12 protein-coding genes are annotated in these 15429 nt (G+C 36.7%); 6 read left to right on the top strand and 6 right to left on the bottom strand.

What is annotated here, in order from left to right; all coding sequences use genetic code 11:
- Nucleotides 1-38 precede the first annotated feature (38 nt).
- Nucleotides 39-563 carry a hypothetical protein gene (locus tag ACIEHO_RS11535; RefSeq protein ID WP_406971821.1) on the top strand — a complete coding sequence of 175 codons (525 nt, stop codon included), beginning with the start codon at nucleotides 39-41 and terminating at the stop codon, nucleotides 561-563.
- A 1-nt stretch (nucleotide 564) separates the two neighbouring features.
- Here the strand turns inward: ACIEHO_RS11535 and ACIEHO_RS11530 are convergent, their stop codons facing one another.
- From ACIEHO_RS11530 to ACIEHO_RS11520, 3 genes are all read right to left on the bottom strand, one after another.
- Nucleotides 565-1281, bottom strand: a complete 717-nt coding sequence (locus ACIEHO_RS11530; protein ID WP_406971819.1) for a hypothetical protein — start codon at nucleotides 1279-1281, stop codon at nucleotides 565-567.
- A gap of 77 nt (nucleotides 1282-1358) precedes the next feature.
- The gene (gene ggt, locus ACIEHO_RS11525) at nucleotides 1359-3056 is read right to left on the bottom strand and encodes a gamma-glutamyltransferase (RefSeq protein WP_406971817.1); all 1698 of its coding nucleotides are present in this window, start codon (nucleotides 3054-3056) and stop codon (nucleotides 1359-1361) included.
- Nucleotides 3053-3649 carry an acyl carrier protein phosphodiesterase gene (locus ACIEHO_RS11520; RefSeq protein WP_406971815.1) on the bottom strand — a complete coding sequence of 199 codons (597 nt, stop codon included), beginning with the start codon at nucleotides 3647-3649 and terminating at the stop codon, nucleotides 3053-3055. The genes ggt and ACIEHO_RS11520 overlap by 4 nt, the downstream gene beginning before the upstream one ends.
- 79 nt (nucleotides 3650-3728) lie before the next feature.
- On the opposite strand from ACIEHO_RS11520, the gene glmM reads away from it, so the two are divergent.
- The 3 genes from glmM (at nucleotide 3729) to ACIEHO_RS11505 (ending at nucleotide 7429) form a co-directional block, all read left to right on the top strand.
- The gene (gene glmM / locus ACIEHO_RS11515) at nucleotides 3729-5111 is read left to right on the top strand and encodes a phosphoglucosamine mutase (protein ID WP_406971813.1); all 1383 of its coding nucleotides are present in this window, start codon (nucleotides 3729-3731) and stop codon (nucleotides 5109-5111) included.
- Nucleotides 5112-5279: 168 nt separating this feature from the next.
- Complete coding sequence (locus ACIEHO_RS11510; RefSeq protein WP_406971811.1) at nucleotides 5280-6605, top strand: dicarboxylate/amino acid:cation symporter; 1326 nt, start codon at nucleotides 5280-5282, stop codon at nucleotides 6603-6605.
- 11 nt (nucleotides 6606-6616) lie between these two features.
- Nucleotides 6617-7429 carry a sulfurtransferase gene (locus ACIEHO_RS11505; RefSeq protein ID WP_406971809.1) on the top strand — a complete coding sequence of 271 codons (813 nt, stop codon included), beginning with the start codon at nucleotides 6617-6619 and terminating at the stop codon, nucleotides 7427-7429.
- A 186-nt stretch (nucleotides 7430-7615) separates the two neighbouring features.
- On the opposite strand, the gene ACIEHO_RS11500 is transcribed toward ACIEHO_RS11505, so the two are convergent.
- Nucleotides 7616-8041 carry a thiol-disulfide oxidoreductase DCC family protein gene (locus ACIEHO_RS11500; protein ID WP_406971899.1) on the bottom strand — a complete coding sequence of 142 codons (426 nt, stop codon included), beginning with the start codon at nucleotides 8039-8041 and terminating at the stop codon, nucleotides 7616-7618.
- 94 nt (nucleotides 8042-8135) lie between these two features.
- Entirely contained in the window at nucleotides 8136-10013 is a 1878-nt protein-coding gene (locus ACIEHO_RS11495) for a tetratricopeptide repeat protein (RefSeq protein WP_406971807.1), read from the bottom strand.
- 307 nt (nucleotides 10014-10320) lie between these two features.
- Here ACIEHO_RS11495 and ACIEHO_RS11490 point away from each other — a divergent pair, with 307 nt between their 5' ends.
- Nucleotides 10321-11886, top strand: a complete 1566-nt coding sequence (locus tag ACIEHO_RS11490) for a thiol-activated cytolysin family protein (protein WP_406971805.1) — start codon at nucleotides 10321-10323, stop codon at nucleotides 11884-11886.
- A 63-nt stretch (nucleotides 11887-11949) separates the two neighbouring features.
- Here the strand turns inward: ACIEHO_RS11490 and ACIEHO_RS11485 are convergent, their stop codons facing one another.
- Entirely contained in the window at nucleotides 11950-14118 is a 2169-nt protein-coding gene (locus tag ACIEHO_RS11485; RefSeq protein WP_406971803.1) for an endonuclease MutS2, read from the bottom strand.
- Between the two features lie 189 nt (nucleotides 14119-14307).
- Between ACIEHO_RS11485 and ACIEHO_RS11480 the strand changes: the two genes are divergently transcribed.
- Complete coding sequence (locus ACIEHO_RS11480; protein WP_406971801.1) at nucleotides 14308-15399, top strand: DUF2911 domain-containing protein; 1092 nt, start codon at nucleotides 14308-14310, stop codon at nucleotides 15397-15399.
- Nucleotides 15400-15429: the final 30 nt, after the last annotated feature.

The following is a 15429-nucleotide window of genomic DNA, read 5'->3' as shown; positions in this document are numbered from 1 at the left end:
GTTTGAAAACAAATGTTCTTTTTACAAAAACTAAGTAAATGAAATTATTAGGAATAGGTTCTCGAATTGATCATCCAGAATATGGAAAAGGTGTTGTAACCAACGTTACATCACAACATTATTGGGTAACTTTTATAGAAGATGGGTTGGAAACCATTGATTTGGATAGTGATTTTGAAGTCATTGAAGCTGCTGATGGCGATGTAGATACCATAAGTTTTTCTGAAGTTGAAAGTAGTTTGGTACAAATTCTTAAAAAATGGAGCGATGCTAGTGAAATTGTCCCAATTTCTGATAAGTTTAAAGGAGGCAAACTAATTCTTCAACCTGAAGAAGAAAGCCTAAAACCTTACGAATTGCCTATCGATAAGTTTTTTCATAAGATTATTATGGTTAGAGACCGATTGCGTGTAATGGAGCAGCGCATTAATGCCAGTGATTTAGACGAACAGCAAAAGATAGATTTACAACAGTACATCACTAGGATTTATGGTAGTTTAACTAGTTTTAACGTTTTGTTTAAATCGAAAACTCATCATTTTGTTGGGCAGCGAAGTAAGTAAATTATTTCGTGCCTTTAACACCCGTTAATTCCAATCCGAAGAATAAAAACTTATGGAAAATTGGTAATAGGGCACCGCTTTCTGTGGTGGTCCAGTCGGACCAAGTAGCTTCCAATCCACCAATGGGCAGTATGTTTACCCACATTTGGAATCTTATTGGTTTCCCGTTATCCTCGAGATGCCATAAATAGGAGTCTCCAGGTGTTGAGCCCCCAGAGGTATAGGTTACAAGTAAAGCATCTTTGTTGGTTTCGGTTTTTATCAATTGGCGCTTTGTGCCTTTGTCAAAAACTTTGTAGGGCGCAACCAGCCAGAATGAATCGTTTTCAAAATAACCAATGGCTTTTTCTATAAGGTCTTCTACCATATCGTTTTCGCTCCTAAAATTGTGGATGTACACCTCACTTTTGGTATAATCGCTTAAATTGAGAACGACTTTGTTTTCTTTCCAGAAAACAACACAGGTTTGCTTTGTTTTGTCCCATTGGTAATGGCGACGTTTTTTAAAGGTCCACTCAATGTAATTAGTGTTTTCATAAGCGTTGTAGTCTAGGGCATCGAGCATTTTATGCGCTAAAGCATCAGCTTTTGGCCCCTCTATTCCAATGGGAAGGTCTTCATTATACTTTATATACATAAAACCAAAAAAAAGAAGACTGGGCAGGGTGAAAAAAATGACTACTCCCGCAATAATTTTTAATGTTTTTTTTGATTTCATCGTTTTGGTGTAAATGGAAACCCATAATAATCAAGACCCAAATTATTAAATAAGCGGCTTTAAGAAAAAGAAAATCGCTAAAAACCGACGGCAGTATCATCCCCTCGATAATCGGCACCACCCTCATACGATTCATCCTCTAAAACGAGTATTGCATCGACACGGCCAATTACTGGTGAATGCTCCTCATTAATGGAATAGCCTTTTTCCACGAGGTTTTCTTTTAAAGACTCATCAAACGAATCGGGTTCCATGCGTATTTCATCGGGCAGCCATTGGTGATGAAAACGCGGAGCGTCAATAGCCTCTTGCATGGTCATGCCAAATTCATGAACATTTAAAATGGTTTGTAAAACGGTGGTTATAATGGTTGAGCCCCCGGGCGTGCCAAGCGACATATAAAATTCGTCATTTTTTTCAACAATCGTTGGTGTCATAGCGCTTAACATACGCTTTTCGGGAGCAATACTGTTAGCTTCAGCCCCAATAAGTCCAAACATATTGGGCTCACCAGGTTTGCTACTAAAATCGTCCATTTCATTATTAAGGAAAAAGCCAAGCTCAGAACAATACAACTTAGAACCATAAGCACCATTTAGCGTAGTGGTAACGGCAACGGCATTTCCATAGGGGTCTACAATGGAGTAGTGGGTGGTTTCGTCACTTTCAATTATTTCTATATTTCCATGGGATATTTTACTAGATTTTGTGGCCTTTTTAAAAGAAAAATCCATCATACGTCCTCTTAAATAAACTTCATTGATAAGGATGCTATCAGGAATTTTGACGAAATCGGAATCCCCCAAATAAAAGCTCCGGTCCGCATAGGCACGACGCTCAGCTTCAGTAATTACTTGGATGGTTTTTAGTGAATTGTGTCCAAGTTCATCTAAATGAAAAGGCTCCACCATTTTCATGATTTGAGCCAAACAAATACCACCACTTGAGGGAGGCGGAACGGAATGAACCGTTAAATCATCATAAGTGAAACTAATCGGTTTTCTCCAAATGGCTTCATATTTATTTAAATCGGCTTCGGTGATAATACCTCCATTTTCCTGAATGAATTTAGCTAAAGCTTTCGCGGTCCCCCCTTTATAAAACTCATCGCGGCCATTTTTTAAAATACGCTCTAAGGTTTGGGCTAATAAGGGGTATTTAATGGTGTCGTTGGTTTTCCAGTGTTTATCAAACGGAATGGAATCTTTGTTCACTTTAGGAAAAAAAGGTTGATATTCTTTAATACGGTCTTCTTGTTTTTTGGTAACCACAACCCCTTTATACGCTAAGTTGATGACCGGTTTTAAAATATCTTCCATAGAAAGTGAGCCTAATTTTTTATGCACGGCAAATACTCCCGCAATGGTTCCAGGAACACCAATGGCCATTGAGCCCAACGTACTTTTATCTGGAATAACATGGCCACTTGCATCCAAATACATGTTTTTGGTGGCTGCCAAAGGAGCTTTTTCTCTATAATCTAAAACGCCTGTTTCCCCTTTTGCTTTTCGGTAAACCATGAAACCGCCCCCACCTAAATTACCAGCGTAGGGGTAGGCGACGGCTAGAGCCATTTCTGTGGCTATCATAGCATCAAAAGCATTTCCTCCTTTTTTCATAATATCAAGCGCTATTTCTGAAGCTTCAGCCCGAGCAGAAACTACCATGGCATTTTTTGAGATAACACCTCTTTTGTTCTCAACAGGTTTAACCGTTTTTTTACAGGACGTAAAAAAAACGAAAAGTATTAAAATAATAATATAACCGCGTTTCATATGGTTTGATCTAATTCTTCTAATTTAAGCTTGGAAAATTGAATGAGTTCATCGAAAAAATTAGAGAATTCGTTTTCAAATTCGGTGTAGAATTCTTCAAGTTCAACCACAGCCTCGTTCATGCTAGACCTGTTTTTTGTACGTCTGTTCATACCATCCAAAACTCGTGAAATACCATCAATGGAAGCATAACTCAATAACCAATTATCGGCTAACAAATAAGGCATCATTTTTTGAATTCGCAAAGGAAGGATTTCGTAATGTTCCTCTAATGAATCGTAAAATGTTTCAACATATTCGCCTAACGGTACATCAGAATATCTGTCCCAGTTTTTGGCTAAAAAATGGTCATAAAGTATGTCGACAATAATCCCAGAATAATGTCCGTATTTTTTATGAAGCCGCTTGGTACTCAATCTTACAGTTTTATGAGCATCGGTATAAGTGTCAATATATCTGTGTAACAAAACACCAATCTGGATATTCTTGGGGTACTTTTTGTATTTACTGCCTTTTATGCCATCTGCAATAAAATTTCCAATAGTAACTAAATCATTTTCTCCTGAAAGGTAAATATGCGCCAAATAATTCATGGTTGAAATTTACAAATTCCACGTTAAGAAAACCCATTTTGAAATACTATATTTGTCATTTAACTTTTTAAAATACGTTATGACACTTATAAAATCTATTTCTGGAATTCGGGGTACCATAGGCGGAAAAGTAGGCGAAAACCTTACGCCCATTGATGCCGTAAAGTTTGCGTCGGCTTACGGTGTTTGGTTAAAACAGCAGCGTAACAAAGAAAACCATAAAGTAGTGGTAGGGCGCGATGCCCGTATTTCGGGGAAAATGATGCAGAATTTGGTGATGAATACGCTTATAGGCATGGGCATTGACGTGGTAAATATTGGGCTCTCCACAACCCCAACGGTAGAAGTTGCCGTACCACTGGAGCATGCCGATGGCGGTATTATTTTAACGGCTAGTCATAACCCAAAACAGTGGAATGCCTTAAAACTTTTAAATGAAAAAGGAGAGTTTTTGGATGCTGTGGAAGGCGCAAAAATCTTGGACATTGCCGAAAGAGGTAATATGGACTTTGCCGATGTTGACCATTTAGGGAAAATAACCAAAAACCAAGCTTATATAGATTTGCACATTATTGAGGTGCTGGATTTAGATTTGGTTAACGTAAAAGCTATTGAAGAGGCTAGGTTTAGGGTTGTTGTCGATGGTGTAAACTCCACAGGAGGTATAGCCATCCCGTTACTTTTAGAGCGTTTAGGTGTTGATGTAATAAAAATCCACTGTGAGCCTAACGGACATTTTCCACACAATCCAGAGCCGTTAAAGGAACATTTAACGGATTTATCGGAAGCTGTGAAGAAACATAACGCCGATTTTGGTATTGTTGTAGACCCCGATGTAGACCGTTTAGCCTTTATGGATGAAAACGGCGACATGTTTGGCGAAGAATACACTTTGGTGGCTTGTGCCGATTACGTATTGAGCAGAACACCGGGCAATACCGTGAGTAACATGAGTTCAACGAGAGCTTTAAGAGATGTTACTGAAAAACATGGTGGCACCTATGAAGCCAGTGCAGTAGGAGAGGTTAATGTTGTGAAATTAATGAAGAAAAACAAAGTGGTTATTGGTGGTGAAGGTAACGGCGGTATTATTTACCCAGCCTCGCATTACGGGCGAGATGCTTTAGTGGGAGTGGCTTTGTTTTTAAGCCATTTGGCTGATCAAAATATAAGCGTTAGTGCCCTAAGAAAAACCTATCCGAGCTATTTTATGGGTAAAAAGAAGATTGAACTGACTCCAGGATTGGATGTTGATGGTATTTTAAAGACCATGGAAGAGCGTTACAAAAATGAAAAACTAACCACCATTGACGGTGTAAAGATAGATTTTGCCGAAAGTTGGGTACACCTGCGCAAGAGTAATACCGAACCTATTATTCGAATATATACCGAGGCCAAATCACAGGAGGAAGCCAATGCTTTAGGCGATAAGTTTATTGAAGAAATTAAGAGCATTGCCTAAATATAACGGTTTCATTTTTAGCTGATAATAAAATTAATTTCATCCCGACTTTTATTTCTAAGGCGGGATGATTTTGTTTACATGGTTTTTAAACCAAGTAAAATAACTTATCTTGTCTCAAATTTATCTCAATTAGAAATTAACGTCAAAAACCCATAGAAGCTTTTTATGAAAAAACTAGCACTACACTGGAAAATAATTATAGGTATGGTTCTCGGAATCATATTTGGGTTTATTATGAATAACGTAGATGGCGGAAAAAATTTCGTAACCGATTGGGTTTCACCCTTCGGAACCATATTTATCAATCTTTTAAAGCTTATCGCCGTTCCTTTAATTTTAGCGTCCTTAATCAAAGGAATTTCAGATTTAAAGGATATTTCTAAAATCAAATCGATGGGCCTGCGTACTATTTCTATTTATATAGGAACTACCCTTGTTGCCATTATAATAGGATTAAGTATTGTAAATACATTAAAACCTGGCGTTGGCATGCCGCAGGACACCATTGAAAAAATCAAACTTAAATATGAAAACGACGCTGGAGTAACCGATAAAATCACAGAAGCCAGTGCACAAAAAGATGCAGGACCGCTTCGAGCACTGGTTGATATATTTCCAAGTAACATATTTCAGTCGTTTGCTGATGCTTCCATGCTTCAGATTATATTTTTTGCGTTATTTGTTGGTATCTGTTTGCTTTTAATAGGAGAAAAAAAAGCCAAACCCCTTATAGATTTTTTTGATTCGCTAAATGAAGTCGTCATGAAAATGGTCGATTTAATTATGCTTTTTGCGCCATATGCTGTTTTCGCCCTTCTAGCCAATGTTATTATTGCGTTTGATGATGCCGAAATACTTATCAAACTCGTTTATTATTCGCTTTGTGTTGTTGGTGGACTCATTTTAATGATATGTTTCTACCTCATTCTGGTTAGCGTTTACACCAAAAAATCGCCGCTATGGTTTTTAAAACAAATAAGTCCGGCGCAATTGTTAGCATTTTCAACCAGTAGTAGTGCGGCTACTTTGCCTGTTACCATGGAACGCGTGGAAGAACATATAGGTGTGGATAAAGAGGTGTCTGGTTTTGTTCTCCCAGTTGGAGCAACTGTTAATATGGATGGTACCAGTTTGTACCAAGGGATTGCTGCCGTCTTTATTATGCAGGTAATTTGGCCAGAAGGATTAACATTCACCAACCAATTGGTTATCGTTTTAACGGCATTGTTGGCATCTATTGGTAGTGCCGCCGTGCCAAGTGCTGGTATGGTGATGCTCGTTATTGTATTGGAGTCTATTGGTTTTCCGGCTGAATTATTGCCTATTGGTTTGGCGCTGATTTTTGCGGTTGATAGACCGTTGGATATGTGTAGAACCGTTGTAAATGTTACAGGAGATGCCACGGTTTCAATGATGGTTGCTAAATCTTTAGATAAGCTTCATGATCCGCACCCTAAAGAATGGGATGATCATTATGATGAAGTGAAATAAACAGTTTGAACATGGACTTAAAATCACCTATTGTTTCAGTTGAATGGCTAAATGAAAACTTAAATGCCAAAAATCTTATTGTTTTAGACGGAACGATTAATAAAACCTTTAATACTTCTCAAAAGCAGATTAAAAATGCTCGATTTTTCGATATCAAAAAGAAGTTTAGTAATACAGATGACCCGTTTCCCAGTGCTTTTCCTTCTGAAGAACAATTTCAAAAAGAAGCTCGGGCATTAGGTATTAATAAGAACAGTGCCATTGTGGTTTATGATGACAAGGGCATTTACTCAAGTGCACGTGTTTGGTGGCTATTTAAAGCTTTTGGTTTTGAAAACGTCGCTGTGTTGAACGGTGGTTTTCTGGCCTGGCAAAAAATGGAATTTCCGGCTGAACCGATGAAAGCATATTCAGGCAATATTGGAGATTTTGAAGCCCATTTACAACCTGGGTTCATGCAGTTTTTTGAAGATGTTAAAGAAGCCTCAAAACACAAGACCCACACCATAATTGATGCCCGATCGGCTGGCCGATTTAAAAGTCTGGAGCCAGAACCCCGCGAAGGCTTGCGAATGGGGAATATTCCAAATTCAGTAAATTTACCTTTTACGGATTTATTGGAAGATGGCAAGTTGAAACAAAAAGAGGCTTTGGAACATGCTTTTTTCAAACTTTTAAATAAAAAGGATAGCCGTGTTATTTTTTCATGCGGCTCAGGAATTACGGCATGCGTTTTGGCGTTGGGGGCAGATATATCTGGTTATACAAACCTGGCTGTTTATGATGGTTCTTGGACCGAGTGGGGGAGTCTGGTGGAAGAATAAGCTATGCGAAAAATGCGATTAAAAAATTAAGCGTATTGTTTTGATATTTTATGCGATGTCTCAATCGTGGCTCATTTCTACATGACTTTACAGGTGTTAGTTATAATTTACAAGTCATTTCGAACGCAGAGAGAAATCACATAATTAACTAGCTGTAATTGTGCTATGGAAAACATTACAAACAAGCTATTGTAAAAATTTACTTTTCAATTCGGGAGTAGGAATCATACAAGCGTCTTTTTTACCATACCACTTGTATCGGTTTTTGGCAATATAGTCGTAAACCCCATTCCTAATAAACGTTGGAATGATAAAAAACACAACCATCAAGTTTATTGGAAACCTTAGCTTTGATGCTATTTTTAAAGCGGCGGTTGATTTGTGCTCAATCCCTTTTTCTGGGGAGTAAAGCAGAATGGAATCGGTTTTAGAAGTGTCAATCTTAAACTTTTCAATAATTATCTTACCTATGTCACTTTGCAATGCGGCAAACATAAAAAGGTTGTTTTTGTCTTGCTTAATAACGTATTGAACACTGCCGGTACATAAATTGCAAACACCATCAAAGAGGATAAGTTTTTTGTTTTTAGGGAGGTTTACCATAACTGTCATTCCTGCCAAGGCAGGAATCTTTTTTTTGAGAGATTTAAGTTCATTGTAGATTCCTGCTTTCGCAGGAATGGCAAAACGTTACAAAGATAAGGCTTTAAAGCCTGTTTAAAAAGTCGGTTAAATCTGTTTCTTTGTCTAGGTTAAGTTTCTTTTTTAGACGGTATTTACTTTTTAGAACACTCTCGGGTAGCACATTAAGCATGGATGCAATTTCTTTTGTGGATAGGTTCATGCGTAAAAAGGAAGCGAGCCTTATTTCCTTTTCGGTAACATTAGGATCAATAGTTTTCAATTTATTGTCGAAATTGTTATGTACTTCAGAAAAGTAGGATTTAAAAACCTCCCAGTCTTTGTCTTCGGCACTTTCTTTTTTTAGCAGCATCACCAATCTTCTAAATTCTACTTTAAAGAGTTCAGGCGATTTTTTAATTTTTTCAAGATTCTTTTTCAATTCTTGTATAAAGGTGTTTTTTTGAACCAAATGTAAGGTTTGTGATGCCAATTCTTTCTTTTTAAATTCTATTTCCTGTTTGTAGATTTCTTTTTGTTTTTCGTGCTCAATATGGTTCTTTTTTATGCGTTGTTTAAAGCCAAAAAATAAAAGTCCGGATATTGCTAAAAATGAAAACGCACCAATACCATAAAGTGATTTGGTTAGTTTGTCGTTTTTTGCTTGAACATTTAGGGTTTTAATTTCTTCGTTTTGTAATGCAATTTTGGCTTCTTTTTTTTCTAAATCAAAGGTGGTCCTTAATTCTTCAATAATTTTAATTTTTTTCGTATTGATTATAGAGTCACTCAATATTTTGAACGCTTTAAAAGCTTCTAGAGATAAACTTGCTTTTCCTTGTTTTTCGTAGGCTTGACTTAAGTATTTCAACGCTGAATTTTTAATGGATATGTTTCCATTTTTTTCGGCGTAATTAAGAGCGCTATTTACGTATTTTAGGGCAATGGCAGGTTCATTTTTTAAAATATAAAGTTTTGCCATTTTGTTTTCTGCAATGGCGATTCGTCTTAGGGCGTTAATAGATTTTGAAACTTCTATTGATTTATTTAGGTGTTCAATGGCTTTATCATATTGTCCTTGTTTTATATAGGACTCACCAATATTGGTTTCTGCGGCAGCTTCCAAAGACTTTACTTGTGTTAATTTGCTTTTTTCAATACTTCTTCTAAAAAAAACTAATGCTTTTTCCTCTTGGTTTAAAAGGTTATACATTACGCCGATGTCATTTAAAACTTGGGCCTGATAATATGTGTCGCCAAAGTCGTTATAAATTTCAAGGGCCTTTTCGTTGTAAGTAATGGCTTTGTTCAAATTACCCAAGTTATGTTCAATAGTGGCCAAATGGTTATAGCAGTCAGCAATTCGTATGGAGTCTTCTAGTTGTTCAAAAATGTCGAGTCCCTTTAAGCTATTTGACAAAGCAAGGGAGTAGTAGCCTTTATTCTGATTGATTGTTCCTTTAAAATCATAAGCTAGAGCGATTCCTATAGAATCATTATGTTTTTTGGAATTTAGTAGGTCTATATCATTGATGCTATCAGCATTATTAAGGTTGCCTTGGGAGAATTCGAGAATAGCAAGCCCTCTATAAGATTGAGATATATATGCTTGATTTTTAAGTTCTTTGGCAATTTTAAGGCTTGAGTTGTAATAATATTTTGCTGAATCAATTTTGTCTTTATTGTTATGAAGGATACCTAATTGATAATATGCTAATGATATTCCAGATTTATACTCCAGTTGATTTGATAGCCTTAACAGTTCTTTTGCATAATACTCTGCTTTGTCTGGTGAGCGGTACATATAGTAGTTTATAATACTATTTGTTGTTCTAGTTTTTAATGTATCTATGGCTTGAGCTTCATATGCAGTTAAAAGACTATCGATATTCATTTTATTCTGAGAACCTCCAATTTGAAAAAGCACCAAAAATAAAATAAACAATGAGTATTTAGGTTTCATATAAAAAGTGTTTATGTTACTAAGTTAATGATAAAAGGTTTTCCTTGAAACATATGAAAAGCCTTAAAAAATCCAGGTGTCTATGTGTTGTCCATTTAAAGGTGTTTTATAAAACAATTTAAGTTATATTAAGGTATTGTAAATCAAATGTTTAAATGTTTTGGTTTTGTTTTTTTAAAATAAGGAGTCCATGTTTAAAGCATACTTGTTTATCGCTTCATGTCCATAGTTTGTCCATGCCAAAAATTAGTTTTCAGGTGTTTCCATATATAGTTTTACAGTGTTGAATCACAAAAAATCAGAAATTATGAAAACACAGCTATTAACAATCAAAAACATGGTTTACGGTTTTCTTTTCGCTTTCATTTTAATATTAAGTAATGGATGTAGCAAGGAAAGTGTAGATGACGGTAAAATTTCAGTAGAAACCCTACAAGAAAACAATTCTCTGCTGGCAAGCTTGGGCAATTTTGAGCAGCCAGAAATCACAGGAGAGGAATTTATAGAGGATGTAAGTAAAGAACGCGAAGGGCAGAGCGATGAGTGTGTCGTTAAAAAATACAAAACGGCTCCCGGGTTTAGTGAAATGATTTTATTAGATCCGACAAGCGATGTTATTTATCCGGGGGCCATGCTAATAGGAGAATCCATTCCCACTGGAGAATATATTGAAATTACTGGAGGTAGAGCCCCTATTACTTTATCGGTTTCTTTAGAGAATTTAAATGGAAAACCATCTACAGTTGTAGAAAACCCAAATTTAGCCACCGTTAGGGAGAGTGTAAAAGACATGCTTCAACAAGGTGTTACGGGGTCGGCCTCAGCTGAAGTATTTTTTACTACCGAAGAGGTCTATTCCGAAGAGCATCTCAATGTTGCTTTGGGCGCTAGTTATTCTAAAGGAAAAAATAGTATTTCCGGATCTTTCAATTTTAGTAGTTCAGAAAAACAATATAAGTATGTTATTAAATATTTGCAAGTGTATTATACCATAGATCTAACTGTTGAAGACAAGCAAAACCCTGGCAAACTTTTTAATGAAATGCCAAGTTTTAATGCTACAAGCCCTGTAATCGTTTCGTCTGTAAAATATGGCCGTATGTTAATATATACGGTAGAAACCAACTCTAAATTTACTGATACCCAAGCTGCTTTTAATGCCGCTTTCAGCGGTGGGAATGCTGGAGGCGAGGGGCAGCATCAATCGTTTTGGGATAGCTCTACCGTAAAGGCTTTGGTTATTGGTGGGTCATCGGGCGATGCAGCAAAAGTGGTTACCGGTCCACAAGGGGTTTATGAGTATATCACCGAAGGTGGTGAGTATTCAGCCAATTCTCCAGGGGCGCCATTGGGCTATACGCTGCGGTACATTAGAAATGGCTTCCCAATAGCCAATGTGGTTTTATCCAGCGAATATAATATTAGAACATGCTATCCAGCTTACCAAAAATTTGGTATTCAGCTTCATGGATTAAGAATGGTTGATAGTAATGGCGACAATGATATCAAATTGCATGGCAATATGTATGCAGCCATTTATCAAGATGGTAAGCGTAAGGGCTTTGTATCCTATACACGCACTACAAATAATTATATAAACGTGGCTGAAAATACATTTTGGTCTATCCCTTCAGATGATGATACTCGAGAGGTGGAATTGTATATGCCTGATCTAGAAAAGGACTACATCATCCTATCCGCAGAATTTACCGAAGATGATTTGCTGTCTGCCAACGAGTATCTAGGAAAAAAAGAAGAGAAGATTCTTTTAAAGAATGTACAAAATGGTAAGAATGATTATATTAGAGTGAATCTAACTGAAGATCCAGATATTGATATGCGTACTTATTTTTACGCATGGCGTATTTACTAAAGAGACTATTATTCAAGCAGTCGGTGCCTTAAGTTGTGAGATTCAACAACTTGGTGCTGGCTGTTATTTTTTAACGGCTTCCACTAACTCCAATTGGTCAATGCTAACATTGGTGGTAAATATGCCATAATTTACAACAGCTTTGTTTTTTTCAATTTTGTGGATGCTTCCAATAGCACGACCGTCTTCCATGCGTACACGGTCGCCTACTTTTAATGTGGGTCTAGGTTTTGGTGCTAGAGTTTTCTTCTTCTTTTCGGCCTTTTTCTTTTTTCTGATAACTTCCACCTTCTTTTCAACTTCCTGCACCACTTGTTTTTCTTTGGCTTTTTCCGCGCGTTTTTGTTTTGTTGAGACTCTTTTGCGTTTAGAGTTTTCAATTTGAACCAATTTAAAAAGCTCAGACATCAAATCTTTCTTTCGCTTGGTTTCAAAGTAATTTTCGGCCAAATCGTTTACTTTTTGTCCAAGGTAAATCAGGCGTTGGTTAGTGTCGTAAAGCTCTTGGTAGCTTTCTAGCTTTTTCTGGATTTTACTGTTTATTTCTTCAAGTTTATCAGTTTCCTCAATCTTTTTCTTTTCGTTGGCTTTTAATGATTGACCGGTTTTTTCTAAACGAGAACGTTCTTTTTGCAGCTTGGCAATGGTGGCATCGAAACGGACTTTACTACGTTCAATTTTCTTTTTGGCACGATTGATTAGGCTATAGGGAATACCATTTTTTTGCGCTACCTCGAAAGTGAAACTACTCCCAGCTTGACCGATTACCAGTTTATAAAGTGGCTCTAGCGTGCGTTCGTCAAACAACATATTGGCGTTTTGCATAAAAGGCATTTCGTTGGCCAATATTTTTAAGTTGGAATAATGCGTGGTAATTATGCCAAAAGCTTCACGATGGTAAAACTCCTCTAAAAAAGTTTCAGCCAAAGCGCCTCCTAGTTCAGGGTCACTACCGGTACCGAATTCGTCAATTAAAAAAAGTGTATTCTTGTTACATTTTTTTAAGAAATAATTCATTTGCTTTAAGCGATAGCTGTATGTACTCAAATGGTTCTCTATGGATTGGTTGTCACCAATATCGCTTAAAATCCTATCGAACAAACACACTTTGCTGCGCTCATGAACGGGAATGAGCATGCCACTTTGAAGCATAACTTGAAGCAGCCCAACGGTTTTTAGGGTAATACTTTTTCCTCCGGCATTAGGGCCAGAAATAACAATAATTCTGCTATCTTTTTCTAAAGAAATGGTTTGTGGAAAGGTTTTTTCGACTTTTTCTAAATTCGTTAAATATAACAATGGGTGGTAAGCATCACGCAAATACATGCTTTTGTCTTCCGAAATCTCAGGCAGAATAGCATCCATCGATTTGGCGTATTTCGCTTTTGCTGAAATAACATCCATATTGATTAAAAACTCTTGGTAGTCTTTTAATAAAGATAAAAACGGACGGATAAAGTTGGTGACCTCTTTTAAAATTCGGGTTATTTCTTCCTTTTCTTCGTATTCTAAGTTATTAAGTTCGCGTGTATGCTGAATGGTGGTTTCGGGCTCTATGTAAACAATGCTACCTGTTTTACTGCTACCCATTATTGAGCCATTCACTTTACGACGGTACATAGCCTTTACAGCCAAAACGCGCTTATTGTCCACAACGGTTTCTCGAATATCATCTAAATATTCAAGTCCGTGATACATGTTTAGAGCGGTTGTAAAGCTGGCATTTATTTTGCCTTTGACTTTGTTAATCGATTGTCGGATGTCATTAAGCAGTGGTGAGGCGTTGTCTTTTATATCACCAAATCTATCAACAATACTGTTTATTTTTTCAATTAAAGCTTTGGTGACCTCAATGTGTGAAGTTAGTTGATTTAAATGGGGATAATATTCCTCAAATTTTTTGAAATAAGTAACCAATTCATTCACAGTTGAAGACATGGCAACAATTTTCTTTAAACCATACACCTCTAAAAAGGTATTTTCGATATTTAAAAGCTTTATCTCTTTCGAAATAGTATCGAAACCATGATTAGGTATGCGGTTGTCGTTATAAAAAGACGATACATAATCGTTGGTTAAATTCAAAGAAAACAATAGATCTTCCTTGGTTCTATAAGGTAAAACTTCTAAGGTTTTCTCGTTTCCAAGCGGTGTAATACAATGTTCGCTTACTTGTTGTAAAACGGTTTGAAACTCTAAATCCTGTAATGTTTTTTTGTGAATGTTAATCATGGTTTACTCGACATCAGCATACTTAAAGTTTGCAAATTTAATTAATCTTAACGAGAAGTGTCTCCTTAAAAGCTATTCTTAATAAATCGTTAATTAACAGCGTTATAAGATTTTTAACATATCCCTAACATCTGTCAGTTGGATTTCTGCATAACTTGGTTGACCATCAATCATCAAACTTCAATTATTATGCAAACAAATTACTTTTCTTCAATTTTTACGTATTTTTTTCTTGTTTTAAGCTTAAACACATTCGCTCAATTAAGCACACCACGAGGAAGCCAGCAGGCAACGGTTTCGCAGCGTGTGGGTATTTCAGATGTAATCATAACTTATTCTAGACCCAGCGTTAAAGGGCGTGATATATGGGGCAAACTTGTGCCTTATGGGATGAATGACCTCGGATTTGGAACCGCAACAGAAGCCCCTTGGCGTGCCGGAGCCAATGAAAATACAACCATAACATTTACCCATGATGCCAATTTGGAAGGGAAACCTATAAAAGCGGGCACATATGGTTTGCATATAATGTTGAAAGACAAAAATAATGCTACAATTATTTTATCTAAGGATGCAGCAGCTTGGGGAAGTTTTTTTTACGACAAGTCGAATGACGCTTTAAGGGCTGGTGTGGCTACTGGTGAAGTACCTCACAGAGAATTATTGACCTACGAGTTTAATAGTGTAAAACCTAATTCAACGACAGTATCATTGGTTTGGGGGGAAAAGGAAATTCCGTTTGAGGTCGAGTTTGATGTACCTAATATTGTCTTAAACGATTTTCGCGATAAACTGAAAGGCCAACAAGGTTTTGTAAGGCAAAATTGGGAGCAGGCCGCTAGATTTTCCTTAAACAATGGAGGGGATTTAAATGAAGCATTGGATTGGGTTGATGGGGCGATAGCTGGTAATTTTTATAGTCAGAAAACCTTCAATAATGTAGCCTTAAAAGGTCAAATATTAAATAAACTAGGAAGAACCAATGACTATGCCGCTTTGATGGATGAAGCTGCGGGTATGGCCAATAAAAACCAATTGAACAATCTTGGTTATCAAATGCTCGCCATAAAAGATTATGATAGAGCCCTTAAATACTTTAAACAAAACGTAGCAAACAATCCTAAGGACGCTAATTCTTATGATAGTTTGGGTGAGTGCTACAAAATAATGGGAGAAGAGAAGAAGGCCATAAAGAACTTGAAAAAATCATTGTCTTTAAACCCACCGGCAAATGTAAAAGCAAACTCAGAAAAACTTTTAGCAGAGCTAAACGCTATTTAGAACATCATCAATCAAACTACAACAGTAATT

Source organism: Flavisericum labens, assembly GCF_045446075.1.
Classification (GTDB): Bacteria; Bacteroidota; Bacteroidia; order Flavobacteriales; family Flavobacteriaceae; genus Flavisericum; species Flavisericum labens.
Note: the sequence above shows the minus strand (reverse complement) of the source record. Positions and strands in the feature narration are given on the sequence as shown.

Coding starts and splice junctions, on each gene's coding strand:
- ACIEHO_RS11520 (WP_406971815.1), bottom strand. CDS start 3,649: ATGAATTATTTGGCGCATATTTACCTTTCAGGAGAAAATGATTTAGTT.
- ggt (WP_406971817.1), bottom strand. CDS start 3,056: ATGAAACGCGGTTATATTATTATTTTAATACTTTTCGTTTTTTTTACG.
- ACIEHO_RS11490 (WP_406971805.1), top strand. CDS start 10,321: ATGAAAACACAGCTATTAACAATCAAAAACATGGTTTACGGTTTTCTT.
- ACIEHO_RS11505 (WP_406971809.1), top strand. CDS start 6,617: ATGGACTTAAAATCACCTATTGTTTCAGTTGAATGGCTAAATGAAAAC.
- ACIEHO_RS11480 (WP_406971801.1), top strand. CDS start 14,308: ATGCAAACAAATTACTTTTCTTCAATTTTTACGTATTTTTTTCTTGTT.
- glmM (WP_406971813.1), top strand. CDS start 3,729: ATGACACTTATAAAATCTATTTCTGGAATTCGGGGTACCATAGGCGGA.
- ACIEHO_RS11495 (WP_406971807.1), bottom strand. CDS start 10,013: ATGAAACCTAAATACTCATTGTTTATTTTATTTTTGGTGCTTTTTCAA.
- ACIEHO_RS11535 (WP_406971821.1), top strand. CDS start 39: ATGAAATTATTAGGAATAGGTTCTCGAATTGATCATCCAGAATATGGA.
- ACIEHO_RS11500 (WP_406971899.1), bottom strand. CDS start 8,041: ATGACAGTTATGGTAAACCTCCCTAAAAACAAAAAACTTATCCTCTTT.
- ACIEHO_RS11530 (WP_406971819.1), bottom strand. CDS start 1,281: ATGAAATCAAAAAAAACATTAAAAATTATTGCGGGAGTAGTCATTTTT.
- ACIEHO_RS11485 (WP_406971803.1), bottom strand. CDS start 14,118: ATGATTAACATTCACAAAAAAACATTACAGGATTTAGAGTTTCAAACC.
- ACIEHO_RS11510 (WP_406971811.1), top strand. CDS start 5,280: ATGAAAAAACTAGCACTACACTGGAAAATAATTATAGGTATGGTTCTC.